Origin of the sequence: Rhizobium favelukesii, from assembly GCF_000577275.2 — a bacterium.
Lineage (GTDB): Bacteria > Pseudomonadota > Alphaproteobacteria > Rhizobiales > Rhizobiaceae > Rhizobium > Rhizobium favelukesii.
On the sequence record NZ_HG916852.1, the window covers coordinates 2,957,505 to 2,972,996 of the forward strand.

18 protein-coding genes are annotated in these 15,492 nt (G+C 60.9%); 6 read left to right on the forward strand and 12 right to left on the reverse strand.

Going from position 1 to position 15,492, the window contains the following annotated elements:
• Position 1 precedes the first annotated feature (1 nt).
• Positions 2–685, reverse strand: coding sequence for a tetratricopeptide repeat protein (locus LPU83_RS53195; RefSeq protein ID WP_024313947.1), 684 nt, complete (start codon positions 683–685; stop codon positions 2–4).
• A gap of 103 nt (positions 686–788) precedes the next feature.
• The gene (locus tag LPU83_RS53200) at positions 789–1,373 is read right to left on the reverse strand and encodes an NnrU family protein (RefSeq protein WP_024313948.1); all 585 of its coding nucleotides are present in this window, start codon (positions 1,371–1,373) and stop codon (positions 789–791) included.
• A 117-nt stretch (positions 1,374–1,490) separates the two neighbouring features.
• Here LPU83_RS53200 and LPU83_RS53205 point away from each other — a divergent pair, with 117 nt between their 5' ends.
• Positions 1,491–2,489, forward strand: a complete 999-nt coding sequence (locus tag LPU83_RS53205) for a polysaccharide deacetylase family protein (protein WP_024313949.1) — start codon at positions 1,491–1,493, stop codon at positions 2,487–2,489.
• Positions 2,490–2,591: 102 nt separating this feature from the next.
• Here LPU83_RS53205 and bacA read toward each other — a convergent pair whose 3' ends face one another.
• Together bacA and LPU83_RS53215 are read right to left on the reverse strand one after the other, a co-directional pair.
• The gene (gene bacA, locus LPU83_RS53210; RefSeq protein ID WP_024313950.1) at positions 2,592–3,857 is read right to left on the reverse strand and encodes a bacteroid development protein BacA; all 1,266 of its coding nucleotides are present in this window, start codon (positions 3,855–3,857) and stop codon (positions 2,592–2,594) included.
• Between the two features lie 124 nt (positions 3,858–3,981).
• On the reverse strand, positions 3,982–5,190 hold the full coding sequence (locus tag LPU83_RS53215) for a YbfB/YjiJ family MFS transporter (RefSeq protein ID WP_024313951.1): 1,209 nt from the start codon (positions 5,188–5,190) through the stop codon (positions 3,982–3,984).
• A gap of 128 nt (positions 5,191–5,318) precedes the next feature.
• Here LPU83_RS53215 and LPU83_RS53220 point away from each other — a divergent pair, with 128 nt between their 5' ends.
• Positions 5,319–5,888, forward strand: coding sequence for a PadR family transcriptional regulator (locus LPU83_RS53220; RefSeq protein WP_024313952.1), 570 nt, complete (start codon positions 5,319–5,321; stop codon positions 5,886–5,888).
• Positions 5,889–5,892: 4 nt separating this feature from the next.
• Here LPU83_RS53220 and map read toward each other — a convergent pair whose 3' ends face one another.
• From map to LPU83_RS53255, 7 genes are all read right to left on the reverse strand, one after another.
• Positions 5,893–6,651 carry a type I methionyl aminopeptidase gene (map, locus tag LPU83_RS53225; protein ID WP_024313953.1) on the reverse strand — a complete coding sequence of 253 codons (759 nt, stop codon included), beginning with the start codon at positions 6,649–6,651 and terminating at the stop codon, positions 5,893–5,895.
• A 106-nt stretch (positions 6,652–6,757) separates the two neighbouring features.
• Positions 6,758–7,819: an LLM class flavin-dependent oxidoreductase gene (locus LPU83_RS53230; RefSeq protein ID WP_037069929.1), complete on the reverse strand. Its 1,062-nt coding sequence runs from the start codon at positions 7,817–7,819 to the stop codon at positions 6,758–6,760.
• A 151-nt stretch (positions 7,820–7,970) separates the two neighbouring features.
• On the reverse strand, positions 7,971–8,387 hold the full coding sequence (locus tag LPU83_RS53235; RefSeq protein WP_024313955.1) for a DoxX family protein: 417 nt from the start codon (positions 8,385–8,387) through the stop codon (positions 7,971–7,973).
• 29 nt (positions 8,388–8,416) lie between these two features.
• Positions 8,417–8,884, reverse strand: coding sequence for an SRPBCC family protein (locus LPU83_RS53240; RefSeq protein WP_024313956.1), 468 nt, complete (start codon positions 8,882–8,884; stop codon positions 8,417–8,419).
• A gap of 100 nt (positions 8,885–8,984) precedes the next feature.
• Positions 8,985–10,244 carry an RNA polymerase sigma factor gene (locus LPU83_RS53245; protein ID WP_024313957.1) on the reverse strand — a complete coding sequence of 420 codons (1,260 nt, stop codon included), beginning with the start codon at positions 10,242–10,244 and terminating at the stop codon, positions 8,985–8,987.
• Positions 10,241–10,615: a YciI family protein gene (locus LPU83_RS53250; RefSeq protein WP_024313958.1), complete on the reverse strand. Its 375-nt coding sequence runs from the start codon at positions 10,613–10,615 to the stop codon at positions 10,241–10,243. Before LPU83_RS53250 ends, LPU83_RS53245 begins: the two co-directional genes overlap by 4 nt.
• A 193-nt stretch (positions 10,616–10,808) precedes the next feature.
• Entirely contained in the window at positions 10,809–11,759 is a 951-nt protein-coding gene (locus LPU83_RS53255) for an MYG1 family protein (RefSeq protein WP_024313959.1), read from the reverse strand.
• Between the two features lie 221 nt (positions 11,760–11,980).
• Between LPU83_RS53255 and LPU83_RS53260 the strand changes: the two genes are divergently transcribed.
• Positions 11,981–12,943 (forward strand): hypothetical protein, encoded by a 963-nt coding sequence (locus LPU83_RS53260; protein WP_024313960.1) that lies wholly within the window; start codon positions 11,981–11,983, stop codon positions 12,941–12,943.
• Positions 12,944–13,070: 127 nt separating this feature from the next.
• Positions 13,071–14,093: an acyltransferase family protein gene (locus LPU83_RS53265; RefSeq protein WP_024313961.1), complete on the forward strand. Its 1,023-nt coding sequence runs from the start codon at positions 13,071–13,073 to the stop codon at positions 14,091–14,093.
• Positions 14,094–14,112: 19 nt separating this feature from the next.
• Here LPU83_RS53265 and LPU83_RS53270 read toward each other — a convergent pair whose 3' ends face one another.
• Complete coding sequence (locus tag LPU83_RS53270) at positions 14,113–14,520, reverse strand: OsmC family protein (RefSeq protein ID WP_024313962.1); 408 nt, start codon at positions 14,518–14,520, stop codon at positions 14,113–14,115.
• A gap of 71 nt (positions 14,521–14,591) precedes the next feature.
• Between LPU83_RS53270 and LPU83_RS74190 the strand changes: the two genes are divergently transcribed.
• The gene (locus LPU83_RS74190) at positions 14,592–15,014 is read left to right on the forward strand and encodes a hypothetical protein (RefSeq protein WP_024313963.1); all 423 of its coding nucleotides are present in this window, start codon (positions 14,592–14,594) and stop codon (positions 15,012–15,014) included.
• Between the two features lie 138 nt (positions 15,015–15,152).
• Positions 15,153–15,482: a hypothetical protein gene (locus LPU83_RS74195; protein ID WP_024313964.1), complete on the forward strand. Its 330-nt coding sequence runs from the start codon at positions 15,153–15,155 to the stop codon at positions 15,480–15,482.
• Positions 15,483–15,492: the final 10 nt, after the last annotated feature.

Genomic DNA, 15,492 nt, shown 5'->3' on the forward strand with positions numbered 1-15,492 from the left:
TTCAGCCCTGTGCGGCGGGCGCCTTGCCGGATGCGGTGATGTTATCAAGCATCATCTGGGCACGATTGGCAACATTGCGCGGGCTCTGCGCATCATCGGCGATCGCCTGGAACCATTGGCGCGCCTGCGTCATGTTGCCGGCCTTATAGGCGGCAAGGCCGAGTGCCTCGCGGGCGGAGTGACGGAAGGCGTTGCCGGGAACAGCCATTTCCTCGACATGCGCGGAAACCTGATCGTAGGTGCCACCTTCGATCAGCAGCCAGCCAGCCCGCATCTTGGCGGCATCGCGAACGGCCTGTGGTGCTGCGTTGTCCTTGCCGATCACGTCGAAGGCGGAAACGGCACCTGGTGTATCGCCCTTCTGCGCCAGCACGGTGGCTGCACGCATCCGCGCCAGGATCGGGTAAGCTCCGTGACCTTCCTTTTCCAGCTTATTGAGCGCGGCCAGCGCCTCGTCGTTCTTGTTCTCGTCAGCGAGCTTCATGGCAGCAATGAACTGGTCGCCCGTGCCGGAGGACTGGTTGTCGTCCCAATACTCATAGACCTTGTAGCCGACGGTACCGAGGACGATCAGGACGGCAAGCGCAATCAGGTAGCGGCCGAACCGGCGCCATGCGCCCTTCACTTGGTCGGAACGCAGTTCTTCATTGACTTCACGAATGAAGCTGTCGTCGTTGAATGCCATTCTCGTCTCCGGCCGCGGATATGCTTCGTCATGCGGGTTGCACGCACATTGTGGGCCTTCTACCCCATTTTTCAGCAGTTGTAAGGGGGATTGGAAAGATTCGTCACATAACGATCGGCGCCACGCCAATCAACAGCTCGTGCAGCTTGAACGTGATGAGTGCCCAGGCAACGACGCCGATGATCACGGCATAGAGATCATACTTTCCCGAGACGAAAGGACGCAGGGTGAGCTCGCCGGCGCGCTCGCGGCGCTTCAGCGCAATGCGCAGGATCACGCCCCATGCGAGGAAGGCACCGAACAGCAGCACCGAGGAAGTCTCGCCGTTGGCCAAGAGGTGTGAGAAAGCCCAGATCTTCACCGACAGCACCATAGGATGCTTTGTCTTGACCGCGATATGCCCCGCCGGTAGCAGCGAGGCGACGAGACAGATGATGGCGAGCAGCATCAGCGTCAGGGTGACGTGCGCCATCCATACCGGCGGGGTGTAGAGCATGCCAGTCACCTGGCGGGCCTGACCAAAGCCGTAGATCAGCAGGATCAGCGAGAGGATGCTGACAATGGAGTAAGCGATCTTCCAGCCGTGCTCGCCGAGGCTGTCGATCATGGACTGTCGAAGGCCGGGCGCAATGACGCGGATCAGATGAAGCCCGAGGAAAATGATGATCCCGACGATTAGCAATGTCATGGCGATCTCCTGTGCGTTTTCCGAGACTTAGCCGCAGCCGGCGAAAAACGCCAGCGTCACCGCAGCTTCGCCGCATTTCTGTAACAGGAAAGCCGCAAACAAATTGTCGCGGTGTCCATGTTTCATTCGTTTTTCAAAGCCTCCCTCGCTCTTTCTTTGTTCATTCCCGGCGCAGCGGGCGCCAACGACCAGCCGAAGCAGCTGGTGATGATCTCGTTCGACGGTGCGCACGACAATGCGCTCTGGCAGAAAAGCCGTGAGATGGCGGCGAAGAACGGCGCGCATTTCACCTACTTCCTCTCCTGCACCTTCCTGATGAACCAGGCCGCCAAAAAGGCCTATCAGGCACCGCACCAGAAACAGGGCAAGTCGAATGTCGGCTTCGCCCAGAGCGACGACGAAATCCGCGAGCGGCTCGGCAATATCTGGCACGCCCACCTCGAGGGCCACGACATCTCGAGCCATGCCTGCGGCCATTTCGACGGGCGGCAGTGGAGCGAGGCCGACTGGTCGAAAGAATTCGCGACCTTCCATGCCACGCTGAAGAACGCCTGGAAGAGCGTCGATCTCGAAGAGCCGAACGGCTGGCAGGAGTTGGTCGACCACGGCATCCGTGGCTTTCGTGCACCCTACCTCTCGGCAACGCCGGGCGCAGACATGATCGCTGCGGAGAAGACGGCTGGCTTCGCCTATGACGCAAGCCTGGTGACCAAGGGACCGGCCATTCCGGTCGAGGAAGCCGGCATCGTGCGCTTCGGCTTGCCGCTGATCCCTGAAGGCCCGCGCGAGAAGCCGATTATCGGCATGGACTACAACCTGTTCGTTCGACACTCCAATGGCACTGAGGACAAGGCCGATTCGAAGGCATTCGAAGACCGCTCCTATGCGGCCTTCAAGGAGGCATTCGACAAGCAGTATTCAGGCAACCGCATCCCGCTGCAGCTCGGCTTCCATTTCGTGGAGATGAACGGCGGCGCTTATTGGCGCGCGCTCGACCGGCTTGTCAGCGATGTCTGTCGCCGCGCCGATGTCGCCTGCGTCAGCTATTCCGAGGCGATCCCGATGATCGAGGCGCGCGGCAAGTTGCTGGCGCAGACGCAGACCTCGGGGCTTTAAGCGAGCATTGCGGCGCCTTACATCCTTCCCTGTGCTTGCAGCGAATGAAAAACGCCGCGCGTCAGCCTGACGCGCGGCGTTTGTTTTCACCGAACGATAGCGTTAGCCGTCGGCGTGGATGATGCCTGCTTCGCGCTCCAGGTAGCGCTGGTCGATATCAGGCAGCGGCTCGCCCTCGATCGCGGATTCGAAGGTGCGCAGGCGCTTGTAGATCGACAAGAGTTCAACGATCGTCGTCCAGGAGTTGACGAGATACTGGAACGAGCCGCGCACCTGATCGAAGACATTGTTGATCTGCGTCAGCAGGCCGAGCGTCAGCTTGCCGGCCACGATCGACGGCACGAGCACGATCAGGCTGAACAGGTTGTCGGCCTGCAGATAGAAAATGCGGGCGACGTTGAAATACATGTAGTGGAAATAGAGCCGGAAATAGTTGCGGCGCACGTTGGCGAAGAGTTCGGCGACCGTCGGCGGCGTTGCCCGGTCGGCATGGTCTTCGCCGTAGACGAGTTCCTTGCGGTAGGATGCTTCGACGCGCTGGTTGCGGAACTCCAACCCCGGCAGCTTGATGCCGACGAGCCCGAGGAAGACAGTGCCGAAGATCGACCAGAAGAGCGCTGCCCAGACGAGCGCATGCGGCACCTCGCCGATCAGCGGCAGCTCGGTGATGTTGGAGCCGATCTTGAACAGCACGGGCAGGAAGGCGATCAGCGTCATGACCGAGCTGACGAGGCTGACGCCGAGGCTTTCAACCGTCGAGGAGAAGCGCATCGTGTCTTCCTGAACACGCTGCGAGGCACCCTCGATGTGTCGAAGCTTCGGCCAGTGCGCCATGTAGTATTCGTTCATCGCCGTGCGCCAGCGGAAAATCCAGTGGCTGACGAAGAAGAGATTGAGGACACCGACGGTGATCGCCACGAAGGCGATGCCGGCAAAGCCGAGCATGCCGAGGTAGAGCTGCGCTGCAGTGACCGGTGCCGTTTTCGCGAGAGCCTGCTGAATGAGATCATAGAACGGTCCGTACCAGGCATTGATGGCGACGCTCACCTGAACCGAGAAATAGGTATTGAAGATGATCAGCGCGGAGCCCAGCACCGACCACATCTGCCAGCGGTGCGGGCTATAGGTGAACCAGAAACTGGCAAAGAGCGCGACCGCCAACACATAGTAGATGTAGAACCACAGGAACGGGGCCGACCAGAAGACAGACACACCAATCGGCGCCTCCTGACCTGACGCCAGGGGCGGCAGGCCGACCACCGCACCGAGGCCGGAACCCACGAAATACCAAATGAGAACGGCAAGAAGCGCCCAAGCAACAGCTGAGATGAAGAAGAGGCTAGGCTTGGGGAAGTAGGATACGAACACGGGAGAGCTTGCTTTCCTGAACTGGAGTCTTCGGAGTCTCTAAACAGACCAATTGCGGCGAAAACTACGGCAGTTCGCAAAGAGCGGCAATGGGCTGACCCCATTGTTACGCACTTGTAACGCGCTATGACAACGTCCTGGTGACCGGTGTCACCAGCGCCGCGCACACCAGCAGCGCCGCGGCCGCGGCATAGGTCGGCGTCGTGAAGCTGCCCGTTTGCTCGGCCATCCACCCCGCGACAATGGGGCCGATGATCTGCCCGGATCCGAATGCTGCCGTCATCGTCGCGAGTATCCGGCGCGGGCTGGCGGGGGACAGTTTGCGACCGATCTGCAGGCCATAAGCGGTAATCGCGAGGAAGGTTGCCCCAAACAGCGCGCCACCGATGAGCGGCGCTACCGAATGCGGCAGGAGAACGGTTGCCAGCACGCCGACCGCCTCGATCAGCAGTGCGGCCACGTACACCTTCCCCAGTCCGAGCGGGCGGACGAACGGCTTCCAGGCAAAGAGCGCCACCGAAGCGGTCAGACCGGCGATGAACCAGCAAAGAAACTCAACGATCGGCCCGGCAGCATCCATGCGCGCGATCGTGACCAGAAACGTGCCGGTGATCACATAGCCGAAGCCGAATAGGCCATAAGATGCGGTCACAAGCAGCATCGGTGGGCTCCAGACGATCCGCGGTTCCCTGCCGGTCTGTGCCGCGACAGCCGGGCCTGCCGGCAGCAACCACCAGACCGCTATCAGGCTGACTGCCGAATAGACCGCACCACCGATCCAGGACGCTCGCCACGCCTCAGCGCTGCCGTGATAAAACAGCCCGATCAGTAGCACCATGACGGACGAGAGCGCGATACCGGCGCCTGGACCACCGAAATGCGCCGCCTGCACATGGTCGTTGCCAGCGATCGCGCCGTGGCTGAGCACGATCTGCGAACTGAAAACGAGAGCGAAGGCGCTGGCAACGCCGGCGAGGAAACGGATGACGGCAAAGGCCGGAACGGATGTCGTCATGGCCATGGCGGCAAGGAGGACCGCGGTTGCCGCAAGAGCAAGGAGCGCGACCTTGCGCTCGCGTCCTTCTGCCCAGCCATAGGCGGCCAGAACGGCACCGACGAGATAACCGACGAAATTCGCTGAGGCGATAAAGCCCGCATCTGCGGCCGAAAGCGGCACGCCGCTGATCATGCTCGGCAGGATCGGCGTGTAGGAAAAACGGCCGAACCCCATGGCGGCGGCCATGGCGATTGCGCCTGCCAGCCCGGTTCGGAACAGGTTTTCGGAGGAGGTGTCATTGCGTGCCAACATGGTCTGCTTATCGCGCTGCAGCATGACGCCGACAATCAAGATTTTCTGATCGATCGATCAATTGCACGAAATCATCCCTTCGCTCCTTGAAAGCGATTATCTTAAGATATATGTTTTAAGACATAGTGAAAGATACATCGAAGGAGTGACCTATGAGAGGTTTCAGAGGCGGAATGATGGGCGGCGGCGGTTTTCGCATGGGGCGGAAATTCGCGTCGGGCGACTTGCAGCTGGTGATTCTGGCGCTGCTGGTGGAACAGCCCCGCCACGGCTACGAGCTGATCAAGCTTTTGGAAGAGCGCTCAGGCGGCTTCTATGTTCCAAGCCCCGGCGTCATCTATCCGGCGCTGACTTACCTGGAAGAAACCGGTCTTGCCGATGTCGAGAGCGAGGGCGCCAAGAAGCTCTATAGCATCACCGAGAGCGGCCGCAGGCTCGTCGAGGAGAACCGCACGATGATCGACGTGACGCTCTCCAAGTTGGAGGGGATTGCTTCGAAGATGGCGCATGTCCGCAAGATCTTCGACCCCGAAAGCCGCGTTGGCGAACGAGACGATGACGGCTTTCCGGACGACAAAACCGAAGTTGCGGCGGCGCGCATGTTGCTGAAATCCGCGCTTAGGCTGCGCTATCCCTGGTCGAAGGATGAAGCCAAGCGCATCGCCGGCATTCTCGAGCGCGCGGCCGGCGAAATTCTTGCCGGCGGCCGTTCGGGCGCCTAACGCCTCAGGCGCCGCCTTCCGGCAGCGTCAGGATGACAGGACCATTTCGCGTGGCGACGATCGTGTGCTCGTATTGCACGGTCGGTGCCTCCGGGTCCGCGTAGAGCGTCCAGGCATCGTCGCCTCCCTCCGCCCATGTTGCGCCGAGCGAGAGGAAAGGCTCGACCGTGAAGACAAGGCCTTCCGTTATCATCCGCTTCTCGGATGGATCCGGCCAGGTCGAGAGCTCGGCCGGCTCTTCGTGTAGCGAACGGCCGATCCCGTGGCTCGCCAGATTGGCGACAAGGGTATAGCGGTTCTTCACGGCAAAGGCGCCGACAGCCTGGCCGATCCTGGCGAGAGGCTCGCCTGATTTCACCTGGTTGAGGCCGACCCACAGCGCCCGCTTGCCGTCGCGGCAGAGCTTCTCGATCTTCGACTTGTGCGGCGCAAGGCTGAAGGACGCACCGGTATCGGAAAAGAAACCGTCCTTTTCCGCCGATACGTCGATATTGACGAGGTCCCCCGGACGAATGACGCGCTGGCCCGGAATGCCATGGGCGATTTCCTCGTTGACGCTGATGCAGGTCGCACCGGGAAACTGGTAGCAAAGTTCGGGCGCGGAGCGCGCACCGGCTTCCTCCAGCACTTTACGGCCAATCTGATCGAGTTCCAGCGTCGTGATACCGGGTTCAAGCGATGCGCTCATCACCTGCAAGGCATTGGCGCAGATGCGGCCGATTTCCTTCAGCTTGAGGAGTTCGTCTTCGCTTTCAATGATCATGGATCTCTACCCGGCCTTCTTCGGCCGGTCGGCCGGCTCTCGATCAGGATGAGAGCACGACTGCGTTCGGAATCCAATTCATCCTTTACGGCATCATGCTCCAGCTTCAGGCGGTGGCTTTCGCCTCTTCGTCGCTTTCAGTCAATGCCTTTCTGACGATCGGCGCGACTTTCGTGCCGTACAACTCGATGCCGCGCATGATCTGGTCGTGCGGCATCAGGCCGATGGCCATCTGCAGCAGAAAGCGGTCATTCTTGAACAGTCGGTGATGCGCGATGATCTTCTCCGCCACCAGTTCCGGCTCTCCCACGAAGAGCGCGCCGTTGGGTCCGCGCGACATGTCGAAATGCGCCCGGTTCGTCGGTCCCCAGCCGCGTTCGCGGCCAATCCGGTTCATGACCTCAGCCTGCGGACCGTAGAACTGGTCGGCGGCAGCCTCCGTCGTATCCGCAATGAAGCCGTGCACGTTGATGCTGGTCTTGAGCTTCGACGCCTCCTGCCCGGCCCGGCGCGCCGCCTCGCGGTAGAGATCGAACAACGGCGCGAAGCGCCGCGGCTCACCGCCGATGATAGCCAGTGCTACCGGCAAGCCCATCGCGCCTGCACGCGCCAGCGATTGCGGCGTGCCGCCGACGGCGATCCACAAAGGCAAGGGCTCCTGCAGCGGCCGCGGATAAACCCCGCGCCCATTGATCGGCGCACGCAGTTCGCCCGACCAACTGACCGTCTCGTTGTCGCAAAGGGCCACCAGCAGGTCGAGCTTTTCCGCAAACAGCTGGTCGTAGTCTTCCAGATTATAGCCGAAGAGCGGGAAGGACTCGATGAACGAGCCTCGCCCCGCCATGATCTCGGCACGCCCATTGGAAAGCAGGTCGAGTGTCGCGAACTGCTGGAAGACCCGCACCGGATCATCCGAACTGAGCACGGTCACGGCGCTGGTCAGTCTGATATTCTTGGTTTTCACGGCAGCGGCGGCCAAGGCGACGGCGGGAGCGGAAGCGGCATAGTCCGGCCGGTGGTGCTCGCCCAGTCCGAACACATCGAGCCCGACCTGGTCGGCGAGTTCGATTTCCTCGATCAGATGCTTCAGGCGCTCAGCCCCTTCCTCACCCTTGCTTCGGCTCGGAACCGGGTTCACGTCGGCAAAAGTGTAGAGGCCTAGTTCCATGGTTCGCATCCCGTTGAATTCACTGATGGAGATAAGGATGACGCAGCCCTAGCGCAAATACAAATTCTGGAACCGATCGTTCGAGAATATCGATAGGCAGCATCGCCGCGACTCCGGCCGCGGCGGAATTTCCGTTCTGAAATCAACGACTTCAGACCTTGAATGGAATCATTTTCCGAAGGACTTCGTATCTGAGATAAAGGCCACCCCAGGCAATCAGCCCGAGATAGACCCCGAACAGCAGGTGCGAAAAGATCGGGCTTCCCACCCGCAGATGCGTCGCGATCGCGCCGCCGAGCAAACCCGTAAGAAGGATTGCCCCGAGCACCGACGTCCGCGGGATTGCATAAAGAAGTGCGCACAACAGCGTCACGATACCGAGACCCCGGGCAAGCATCGGATCACCCGAATAGCCGAGCGCAGTCATCGTCTCGGTGACCGGCGCGATCGGCACCAGCTTGATCGCCCCGTCGAAAACGAGGAAGGCAACGATCAACCCGCTCATCAGCGTGCCGGTCACGGTTTGCCAACGCGGAAGCCCCGCATGTGATTCAATGATTGCAGACATGCCTGTATCCCCCTGTTTCGATTCCCGTTTCAGATCCTGGCAAGCAACTCGGCGAGTTGGTCGGCGCATTTGCCCCAGCCTTCGTGGAAGCCCATCTGCTCGTGCTGTTCCTTGTCGGCCGCCGTCCAGTGTCGGGCCTTGGCGGTGTATTTCGTCCGCCCGTTGCCGAGGTCTTCGAGCAGGATGATGCCGACGAAGAACGGCTTTTCGGATGGCACCCAGGCACTGGTGAATGCATCGGTGAAAACGATCTTCTCGTTTTCGACGATCTCCAGATAGACCCCGCGGTTCGGAAACTCCTGACCATCGGGGTTGCGCATGACGATGAGGTTCGAGCCGCCGGGACGCACGTCGAGCTTGGCGTCTGCGATGCTCCATGGACGCGGAACGAACCATTCCTTCATCAGCACAGGATCGGTCCAGGCCTTGAAGATCTTCTCGCGCGGGGCATCGAATTCCCGGACGAGAACCAGTTCGTGTTGGGCTTCTGCGATCATTTCAGCATTCCTCCTGTTGAGCGAAACCTGTTTTCGATCAGGTTGTTACAAGGACGTAGGAGGTTTTCCGGTTCCGACAACCGGATATGACGTTTGAGAATTATTTCGCGATCGGTTGCGCCGCCCCGTGGACGAGGCTGTCGATCTGCTGGCGGATGTGGGCAGCTTCCGCTGCGGAATGAGCAAGCGCAATGGCGCGATCGAAGGCCTCGTGCGCCTCACGGGTGCGACCGAGTTGCTTCAGCAGGCCGCCGCGCAGACCGTGGTAGTAGAAATAGCCGTCGAGCTTGTCGCCGAGTGTTTCGACAAGTGCCAGCGCCTCTTGCGGGCCGCTGAGCTTGGAGACCGCGACGGCGCGGTTGAGCGTGATCACCGGCGACGGCTGGACACGCTCCAGCGCAAGATAAAGCAGCTCGATCTCTTCCCAATCGGTATCTTCGGCGCGCTTGGCACGAGAATGCAGCGCCGCGATCGCGGCCTGCAGCTGGTAGGGTCCGGGCTGGCGATGACGGATGGCCTTGTCGAGCAGCGCCAGCGCCTCGTTGATCAGCTCGCGATTCCAGAGCGAGCGGTCCTGATCCTCGAGCAATACGATATCGTTTTCGCGGTTAAAGCGGGCCCGACGCCGCGAAATCTGCAGCAGCATCAGCGCAAGCAGGCCCATCAGCTCTGGCTCGCCGGGAAAGATGCGCAGCAAAAGACGCGCGAGCCGGATCGCCTCGTCGCTGAAAGCGCATGCCTCGTGCTTCGGATCGGCTTGGCTGTAGCCCTCGTTGAAGATCAGATAGATCATCGTGCTGACGATTGAGAGCCGTTCGGCACGTTCCTGCGCATCCGGCGTCTCGAAGGGCACGCCGGCCTTGGCAACGCGCGCCTTGGCTCGCGTGATCCGCTGCTCCATGGCGCTTTCGCCGACGAGGAAGGCACGCGCGATCTGCTGCACGGTAAGCCCCGAGACGATGCGCAGCGCCAAAGCGATCTGCTGCGTGGCCGGCAGATCCGGGTGGCAGCAGATGAAGAGCAGCCGCAGGATATCGTCGCGATAGTTGGAATCGTCCAACCGTTCGGCAATGTCGCTTTCGGCGTCGCCGGTATCGGAAATCAGTTCCTCATCGGGAAGCGCCTGTGTCTTCGAGCGCTTGCGCACAGCGTCGATGCCGCTGTTGCGGCCGACGAAGATCAGCCATGCCGTCGGATCGCGCGGCGGTCCCTTGTCCGGCCAGGTGCGGATGGCGCGCAGGCAGGCCTCCTGAAAGGCCTCCTCCGCGATATCGAGATCGCGGAAGTATCTGAGCAGGGCGCCAAGCGCCTTCGGCCGGGCCGAAGCAAGCGTCACATCGATCCAGGCAATGTCTGTCATGTCGAAGAAGCTCCCGGCCGGAACACGTAGAACGGCCGAATTTCATAAGAGGTGGAACCCGGATTGACCGCAGACAGCTCCTTCGAGAAGGCGACCGCCTCCTCCAGAGTATCGAAATCAACCACGTAAAAACCGAGGAGCGCTTCCTTCGTCTCCGCAAACGGACCGTCGAGGACAAGCGGCTCTTCCTTGCCCTTGCGCACGGTGGTGGCCGCGGTCGTCGGCATCAGCCGGCCCACAGGACCAAGCTTGCCACGCTCGGCCAATGGCGCCTGGACGGCATAAAGCTTCGCCATCACGGCCTCCTCCTCCTCCTTGGTCCAGGAGAACACCGTCTCTTCATTCGCATAACAAAGGATTGCATAAAGCATGTCTTACTCCTCTTCCTGAATGACGAAGGAGTAGCGCGACATCCGACAGGACGCAGCAAAAAATTACAGCGCACAGAAGGAGATGCTAAGTGTTCGCCGGCAGCGCCAGGCGTGGCGAATGCGGCGTAAGGCAAAACAGACGGCCGTCCGCGACGCAGCCGTCCTGGCTGAACACTGCCGGGACTGGAGAGCGCTACGCTACCTCAGCCCCATCTGTTCGGCCTGACCCGACGGCAACGGCCTCCTGCACTGCCAACTCCGCCATGGCCAACGCGGCCTGGCGGGTCTTGGCGGCGGCGACGAAGCGGCCGTTATGGCAGAACGTTGCGCCCGCCACGCCGCAAGCGGCCTCAAGATCGCCATTGGTCAGGCCGGCCCAGGCTGCGGGCAGATCTGCCCGCAGCTCGAACCCCTCTTCCGCGCGTCGAATGCCGGTCACGCACCAATCCTTTTCCCGCGGATGAACGACAAACAGCAGGTGGTCGGCGCCTGCCTTCACGATGGCGGGACGGAAAGGCATTCCTGTTGGAAGTTCCAGAACGCGCGCTTGACCGGCACGCTCGATTGCCTGAAAGACCAGCGCTTCGGCCCGCAATTTGGCAGCGCCTTTGGCAATCTTCGCCTCGACGAAACTGCGGGCAATGGCGACGGCGTTTTGGAATCCGCGATCTTCGGCCTCCGGATCCGTCTCGTCGAAAGCCGGCTTCAAGGTTTCCAGCAGGGCCGGCAGCGTCAGCCCGGCCAGTGGGCCCGACGGGCTGAGCACACCGTTGTCCGTGAGATCGACCGGCAGCACGAAGCTTAGATCGAAGGCGGCATGCACCGCCTCGATGTTTGCCTCCGGAACGCCGGCGGCGACGAGGTAGTCGCGGCCGTAGTGCTTCCAGATCAGACCGAACGAGCTGTAGGGCTGCCCACCCTCGCGCAGGGGCGCGCCACGCTGATGGTGATCGAAAATGCGCGCGGAGGCGTCATATCCGCCACCGACGTCATAGATGATGCGGTCCGCGCCCGGCGTGATCCACTCCGACGCCCTGCTGCGGATCAGGCGGGCTTGCGGGAAAAGCCGGGTCAGGATGACGCTGGACAGCACTTCGTCGGCATGGAAGCCACCGGAATGGGTGACGAGGAAATCGGGGATCATGCCAGGATGCGCCTTGTGTTTGCTGGGGGCCGCTTGCGGTTGGCACCACATAACCATTGCTGGCCGCCATCTCAACCGGTCATTTGCCGAACAGAGGGTCGCGATCGAAGCACGGTGGGTGTCGCCCGCCAACTGTGGCTTGCATTCGGTCCGCGCCATCAAGCCGCCACCTTTGGTCGGAATTGCTCGGCAATCTCAAACGTCATACTTCCGAGACAATCGTGAAACCCGCTTTCCGCCTGCTTGCCGCCTTTGCGCTCCTCGCTTGCCTCGACGACGGCGTTCTTGCCGCGTCCGCGCCGGAGAACTTCATCTATACGAGCTCTGGCGATCTGGATGCGGCACGCCCGCTTCTCAGCCGGCCCGACATTGGTGGCGCGCAGATCGTCTACAACTGGCGCCAACTCGAGACGGCGAAGGATCAATATGATTTCTCTGCGATCAAGGCCGATCTTGCCGTCATCAAAGGCCTGAACAAGAAGCTTTTCATCCAGATCCAGGACCGTTTCTTCGAACCGAAGGCAGCAAACGTTCCCGACTATCTGATGACGGGCAAGGAGTATGGTGGCGGCATCACGGCGCAGTTCGACAACCCCGGCGAGAGCAAGCCAGTCGGCTCCGGCTGGGTGGCGCAGCAGTGGAACCCGGCGCTACGCCAACGCTACCAGGCGCTGCTCGCAGCCCTTGCCGAAAAATTCGACGGCGACGTCTATGGCGTCAATCTACCGGAGACCGCCATCGATCTCGATCCGAAACACGAGCCGGAAGGCTACAGCTGCGACGCCTACTTCCAGGGCGAGATGGAAAATCTTGCCTTCGCCCGCAAGGCCTTCAACAAGAGCAAGGTCGTTCAGTACGTCAATTTCTGGCCCTGCGAATGGGAGAACGACCACAATTACATGGGGCGGCTTTTCGAGTTCGCGGCGAAAAATGGCGTCGGCCTCGGCGGACCTGATATCGTCCCCTACCGCAAGGCCCAGATGAAGAATTCCTATCCTTTCTTCAACAAATACAAGGGCAAGCTCGCCTTCGTCGGCCTCGCGGTTCAGGAGCCAACCTTGACCTACAGAAATCCGAAGACGAAGAAGCCGTTCACCAAGGACGAGTTCGTTGCCTTTGCCGGTGACTATCTCGGCGCCGACATCATCTTCTGGAGCACCGCGACGCCGTGGTTGCATCGCTGACGCAGCGATTTGGCGGCATCTGGCTCTCCGCGAATGCACGCTCGCGGTGCAAATTTCGCCGCACCCCTCGTTTTTGACGTATTTGGCCTATCTATTTCGCTGCACTGCACAAATCGGAGGGCGGTCATTGCAGCAGAAAACCCGCATCGATTGGCTGGATATCGCCAAGGGTATGTCCATCATTCTTGTGGTGATCTACCACACCCTCCTCTACCACGACGTCCACGACATGGCCCCTGACCTCTATGCGCGCCTTAGCAGCATCATGACGCCGATCCGGATGCCATTGTTCTTTACGGTTTCCGGCTTCCTGGCTGCCTCGGCGATGCGTGCCTCGTGGGGCGACTTCCTGCGCCGTAAGATCTGGCAGCTCGTCTATCTCTTCGCGATCTGGAACACCGCGCGCTGGCTGTTCTTCCGTTACGTGCAGACGAACGTTCTGGTGCCGACCGAAGGAAGCGACCCCTATCAATTGCTCGAAATGTGGTGGGCGCCAAACACCGGCATCTGGTTCATCTGGGCGCTCGCCATCTTCATGGTCGCGACGAAGCTTCTCTCCCCCATCCGCCGCCCGACCACAATCGCAATTGCCGCAATGATCTCGATCCTGACCTTCGGCGAGCACCTGTCGATCGATCTCTTCACCCACCGCAACGTGCTGCAGTATTTCGTCTTTTTCCTATTCGGCTGCTGGTACGGGAAGCCGGTGGTCAACGCGATCACGGAGCGGCCGCTGCTGACGGCTTGTGCGGGCTTGCTCATCTTCGCCGCGCTCTACGTGCTGCGCTGGAGACTGCAGGCGATCGAGAAAGGTAGCTGGGCGCTGGTCTCCTCGATCGCCGGTCTTGCGTGGCTATGCGGGACGGCCGTACTGATGTCGCGTTTGCAATCGGTGCGCCATGCCTTCGCCTATTTCGGGCGCAACACGCTGCCGGTCTACGTGACCCATGTGATGATCGTGTCACTGGTGGTCGCCCTGGCTGCCACGATCGTTGGAAGCAATGCGGCAAGCGGCTACATCACCGCGCCGCTGGTGGTCGTCTTTGCGATCGGCCTATCGCTTGCGATCAGGGCAATCGCCGATCGCAGCTGTGCCGGCTGGCTCTACACGCCGCCGACGCGGCGGCAACGGCAGGCCGTGCCCGCCTGAATGGCCGCAATCTCAGGAGCTAGGCGGCGGGCTCGATGGAAACTGCCACGCCGCGGCGCAGCGAATTGCTGACCATACAGATCGCCTTCGCCCGCTCGACCACCTGCTCGGCGCTGGTGCCGTCTTGCCCATGGCAAGCGACTTTCATCACCGCCGATTTCGCAATGATCGGCTTGCCCTCGAGCTCCAGGATGACCGAGATTGCGATCTTCCCAAGTGAGACGCCCATCTCGTCAGCGGCGTAGCGCAGGTCGTTGCAGAAGCAACCGCCGAGCGCCAATGCCAGAAGCTGCGCGCCATTGAACCCGAGCCCCTGCCCGCCGGCCTTACCCTCGGGACGATCGACAACGACGGTGTGCGAACCTGCCCATCCCATCGCCGCCTGCGTGCCCTCGACATTCCGCAACTCCACCGTGACTGTAACCATGCCAACTCCTCCGCGGCTGAACAGGCAAGTCTTAGAGCGCCGCAGTTTGGCGCGATGCGACCGGAAACTCGGTGCATATTATCCGCATCGATCCGACGGGAGACAAGGACATGACGCCCTCACCGTATTTGAATGACCCCAAGGTCTACATCGACACCGACACCTTCATCGATCTCATCAACAAAAAGACACGGTGCCTAATTTGTTGCGAAGCCCTCGAGAGCAAGGTGGTCAACCGGGAACACGTCCTGCCCAAATGGATTCTGCGGAAGTACGACCTTTACGACAAGGAGATCACTGTGCCCCACGAATACCATGGTCGGCGATACGATCGCCACACCTTCCCCTGCTGCAAGGACTGCAATTCGCTGCTTGGAAGGAAGCTGGAGCAGCCGGTGCGACGATTGACGGAAGGCGGATACGCGAAACGTCTACGACACCTTGACGATGACGGGCACCGTCTGCTGTTTCCTGGCTTTCCTGGATGTTCCTGAAATTCCTGATAAAGGACGGCGCCATCGCGATCAACCCGGATCACCGCGTGGACGCCGTCGTGCAAGACAAGAGCACGGATTGGGCGACACTCCATCACATCCATTGCCTCGCCAGATCCCCCTATACCGGCGCACGCATTGCAGGAGACGTTCACCATCCTGCAGGCACTGGAAATCTGCGCGGATATGGCGGCAACGACAACGCGGATCAACAGCAAGCCCATCTACTTCACGCGCATAGATCAAGCCACGGGCCGTCCCTCGATCCATGCGGACCTACCCGTCCACGAAGAAAATCCTGTCGATCCGCGCACGCGCGCCGCAATATTCGAACTCGTCTACAGGGAGCATCTGCCGCACCTGAAGATAGCGGGCAGCGACGTGTCCGCCCTGCAGGCCATCAGGGAGAACCGTTTGACCTTCCTCGATCATCGGATAAGCCGGGCGGCCACCGAAATACTGGAATAGACAATTGCTT

Coding starts and splice junctions, on each gene's coding strand:
- LPU83_RS53195 (WP_024313947.1), bottom strand. CDS start 685: ATGGCATTCAACGACGACAGCTTCATTCGTGAAGTCAATGAAGAACTG.
- LPU83_RS53200 (WP_024313948.1), bottom strand. CDS start 1,373: ATGACATTGCTAATCGTCGGGATCATCATTTTCCTCGGGCTTCATCTG.
- LPU83_RS53205 (WP_024313949.1), top strand. CDS start 1,491: ATGTTTCATTCGTTTTTCAAAGCCTCCCTCGCTCTTTCTTTGTTCATT.
- LPU83_RS53215 (WP_024313951.1), bottom strand. CDS start 5,190: ATGCTGCAGCGCGATAAGCAGACCATGTTGGCACGCAATGACACCTCC.
- LPU83_RS53220 (WP_024313952.1), top strand. CDS start 5,319: ATGAGAGGTTTCAGAGGCGGAATGATGGGCGGCGGCGGTTTTCGCATG.
- map (WP_024313953.1), bottom strand. CDS start 6,651: ATGATCATTGAAAGCGAAGACGAACTCCTCAAGCTGAAGGAAATCGGC.
- LPU83_RS53230 (WP_037069929.1), bottom strand. CDS start 7,819: ATGGAACTAGGCCTCTACACTTTTGCCGACGTGAACCCGGTTCCGAGC.
- LPU83_RS53235 (WP_024313955.1), bottom strand. CDS start 8,387: ATGTCTGCAATCATTGAATCACATGCGGGGCTTCCGCGTTGGCAAACC.
- LPU83_RS53240 (WP_024313956.1), bottom strand. CDS start 8,884: ATGATCGCAGAAGCCCAACACGAACTGGTTCTCGTCCGGGAATTCGAT.
- LPU83_RS53245 (WP_024313957.1), bottom strand. CDS start 10,244: ATGACAGACATTGCCTGGATCGATGTGACGCTTGCTTCGGCCCGGCCG.
- LPU83_RS53250 (WP_024313958.1), bottom strand. CDS start 10,615: ATGCTTTATGCAATCCTTTGTTATGCGAATGAAGAGACGGTGTTCTCC.
- LPU83_RS53255 (WP_024313959.1), bottom strand. CDS start 11,759: ATGATCCCCGATTTCCTCGTCACCCATTCCGGTGGCTTCCATGCCGAC.
- LPU83_RS53270 (WP_024313962.1), bottom strand. CDS start 14,520: ATGGTTACAGTCACGGTGGAGTTGCGGAATGTCGAGGGCACGCAGGCG.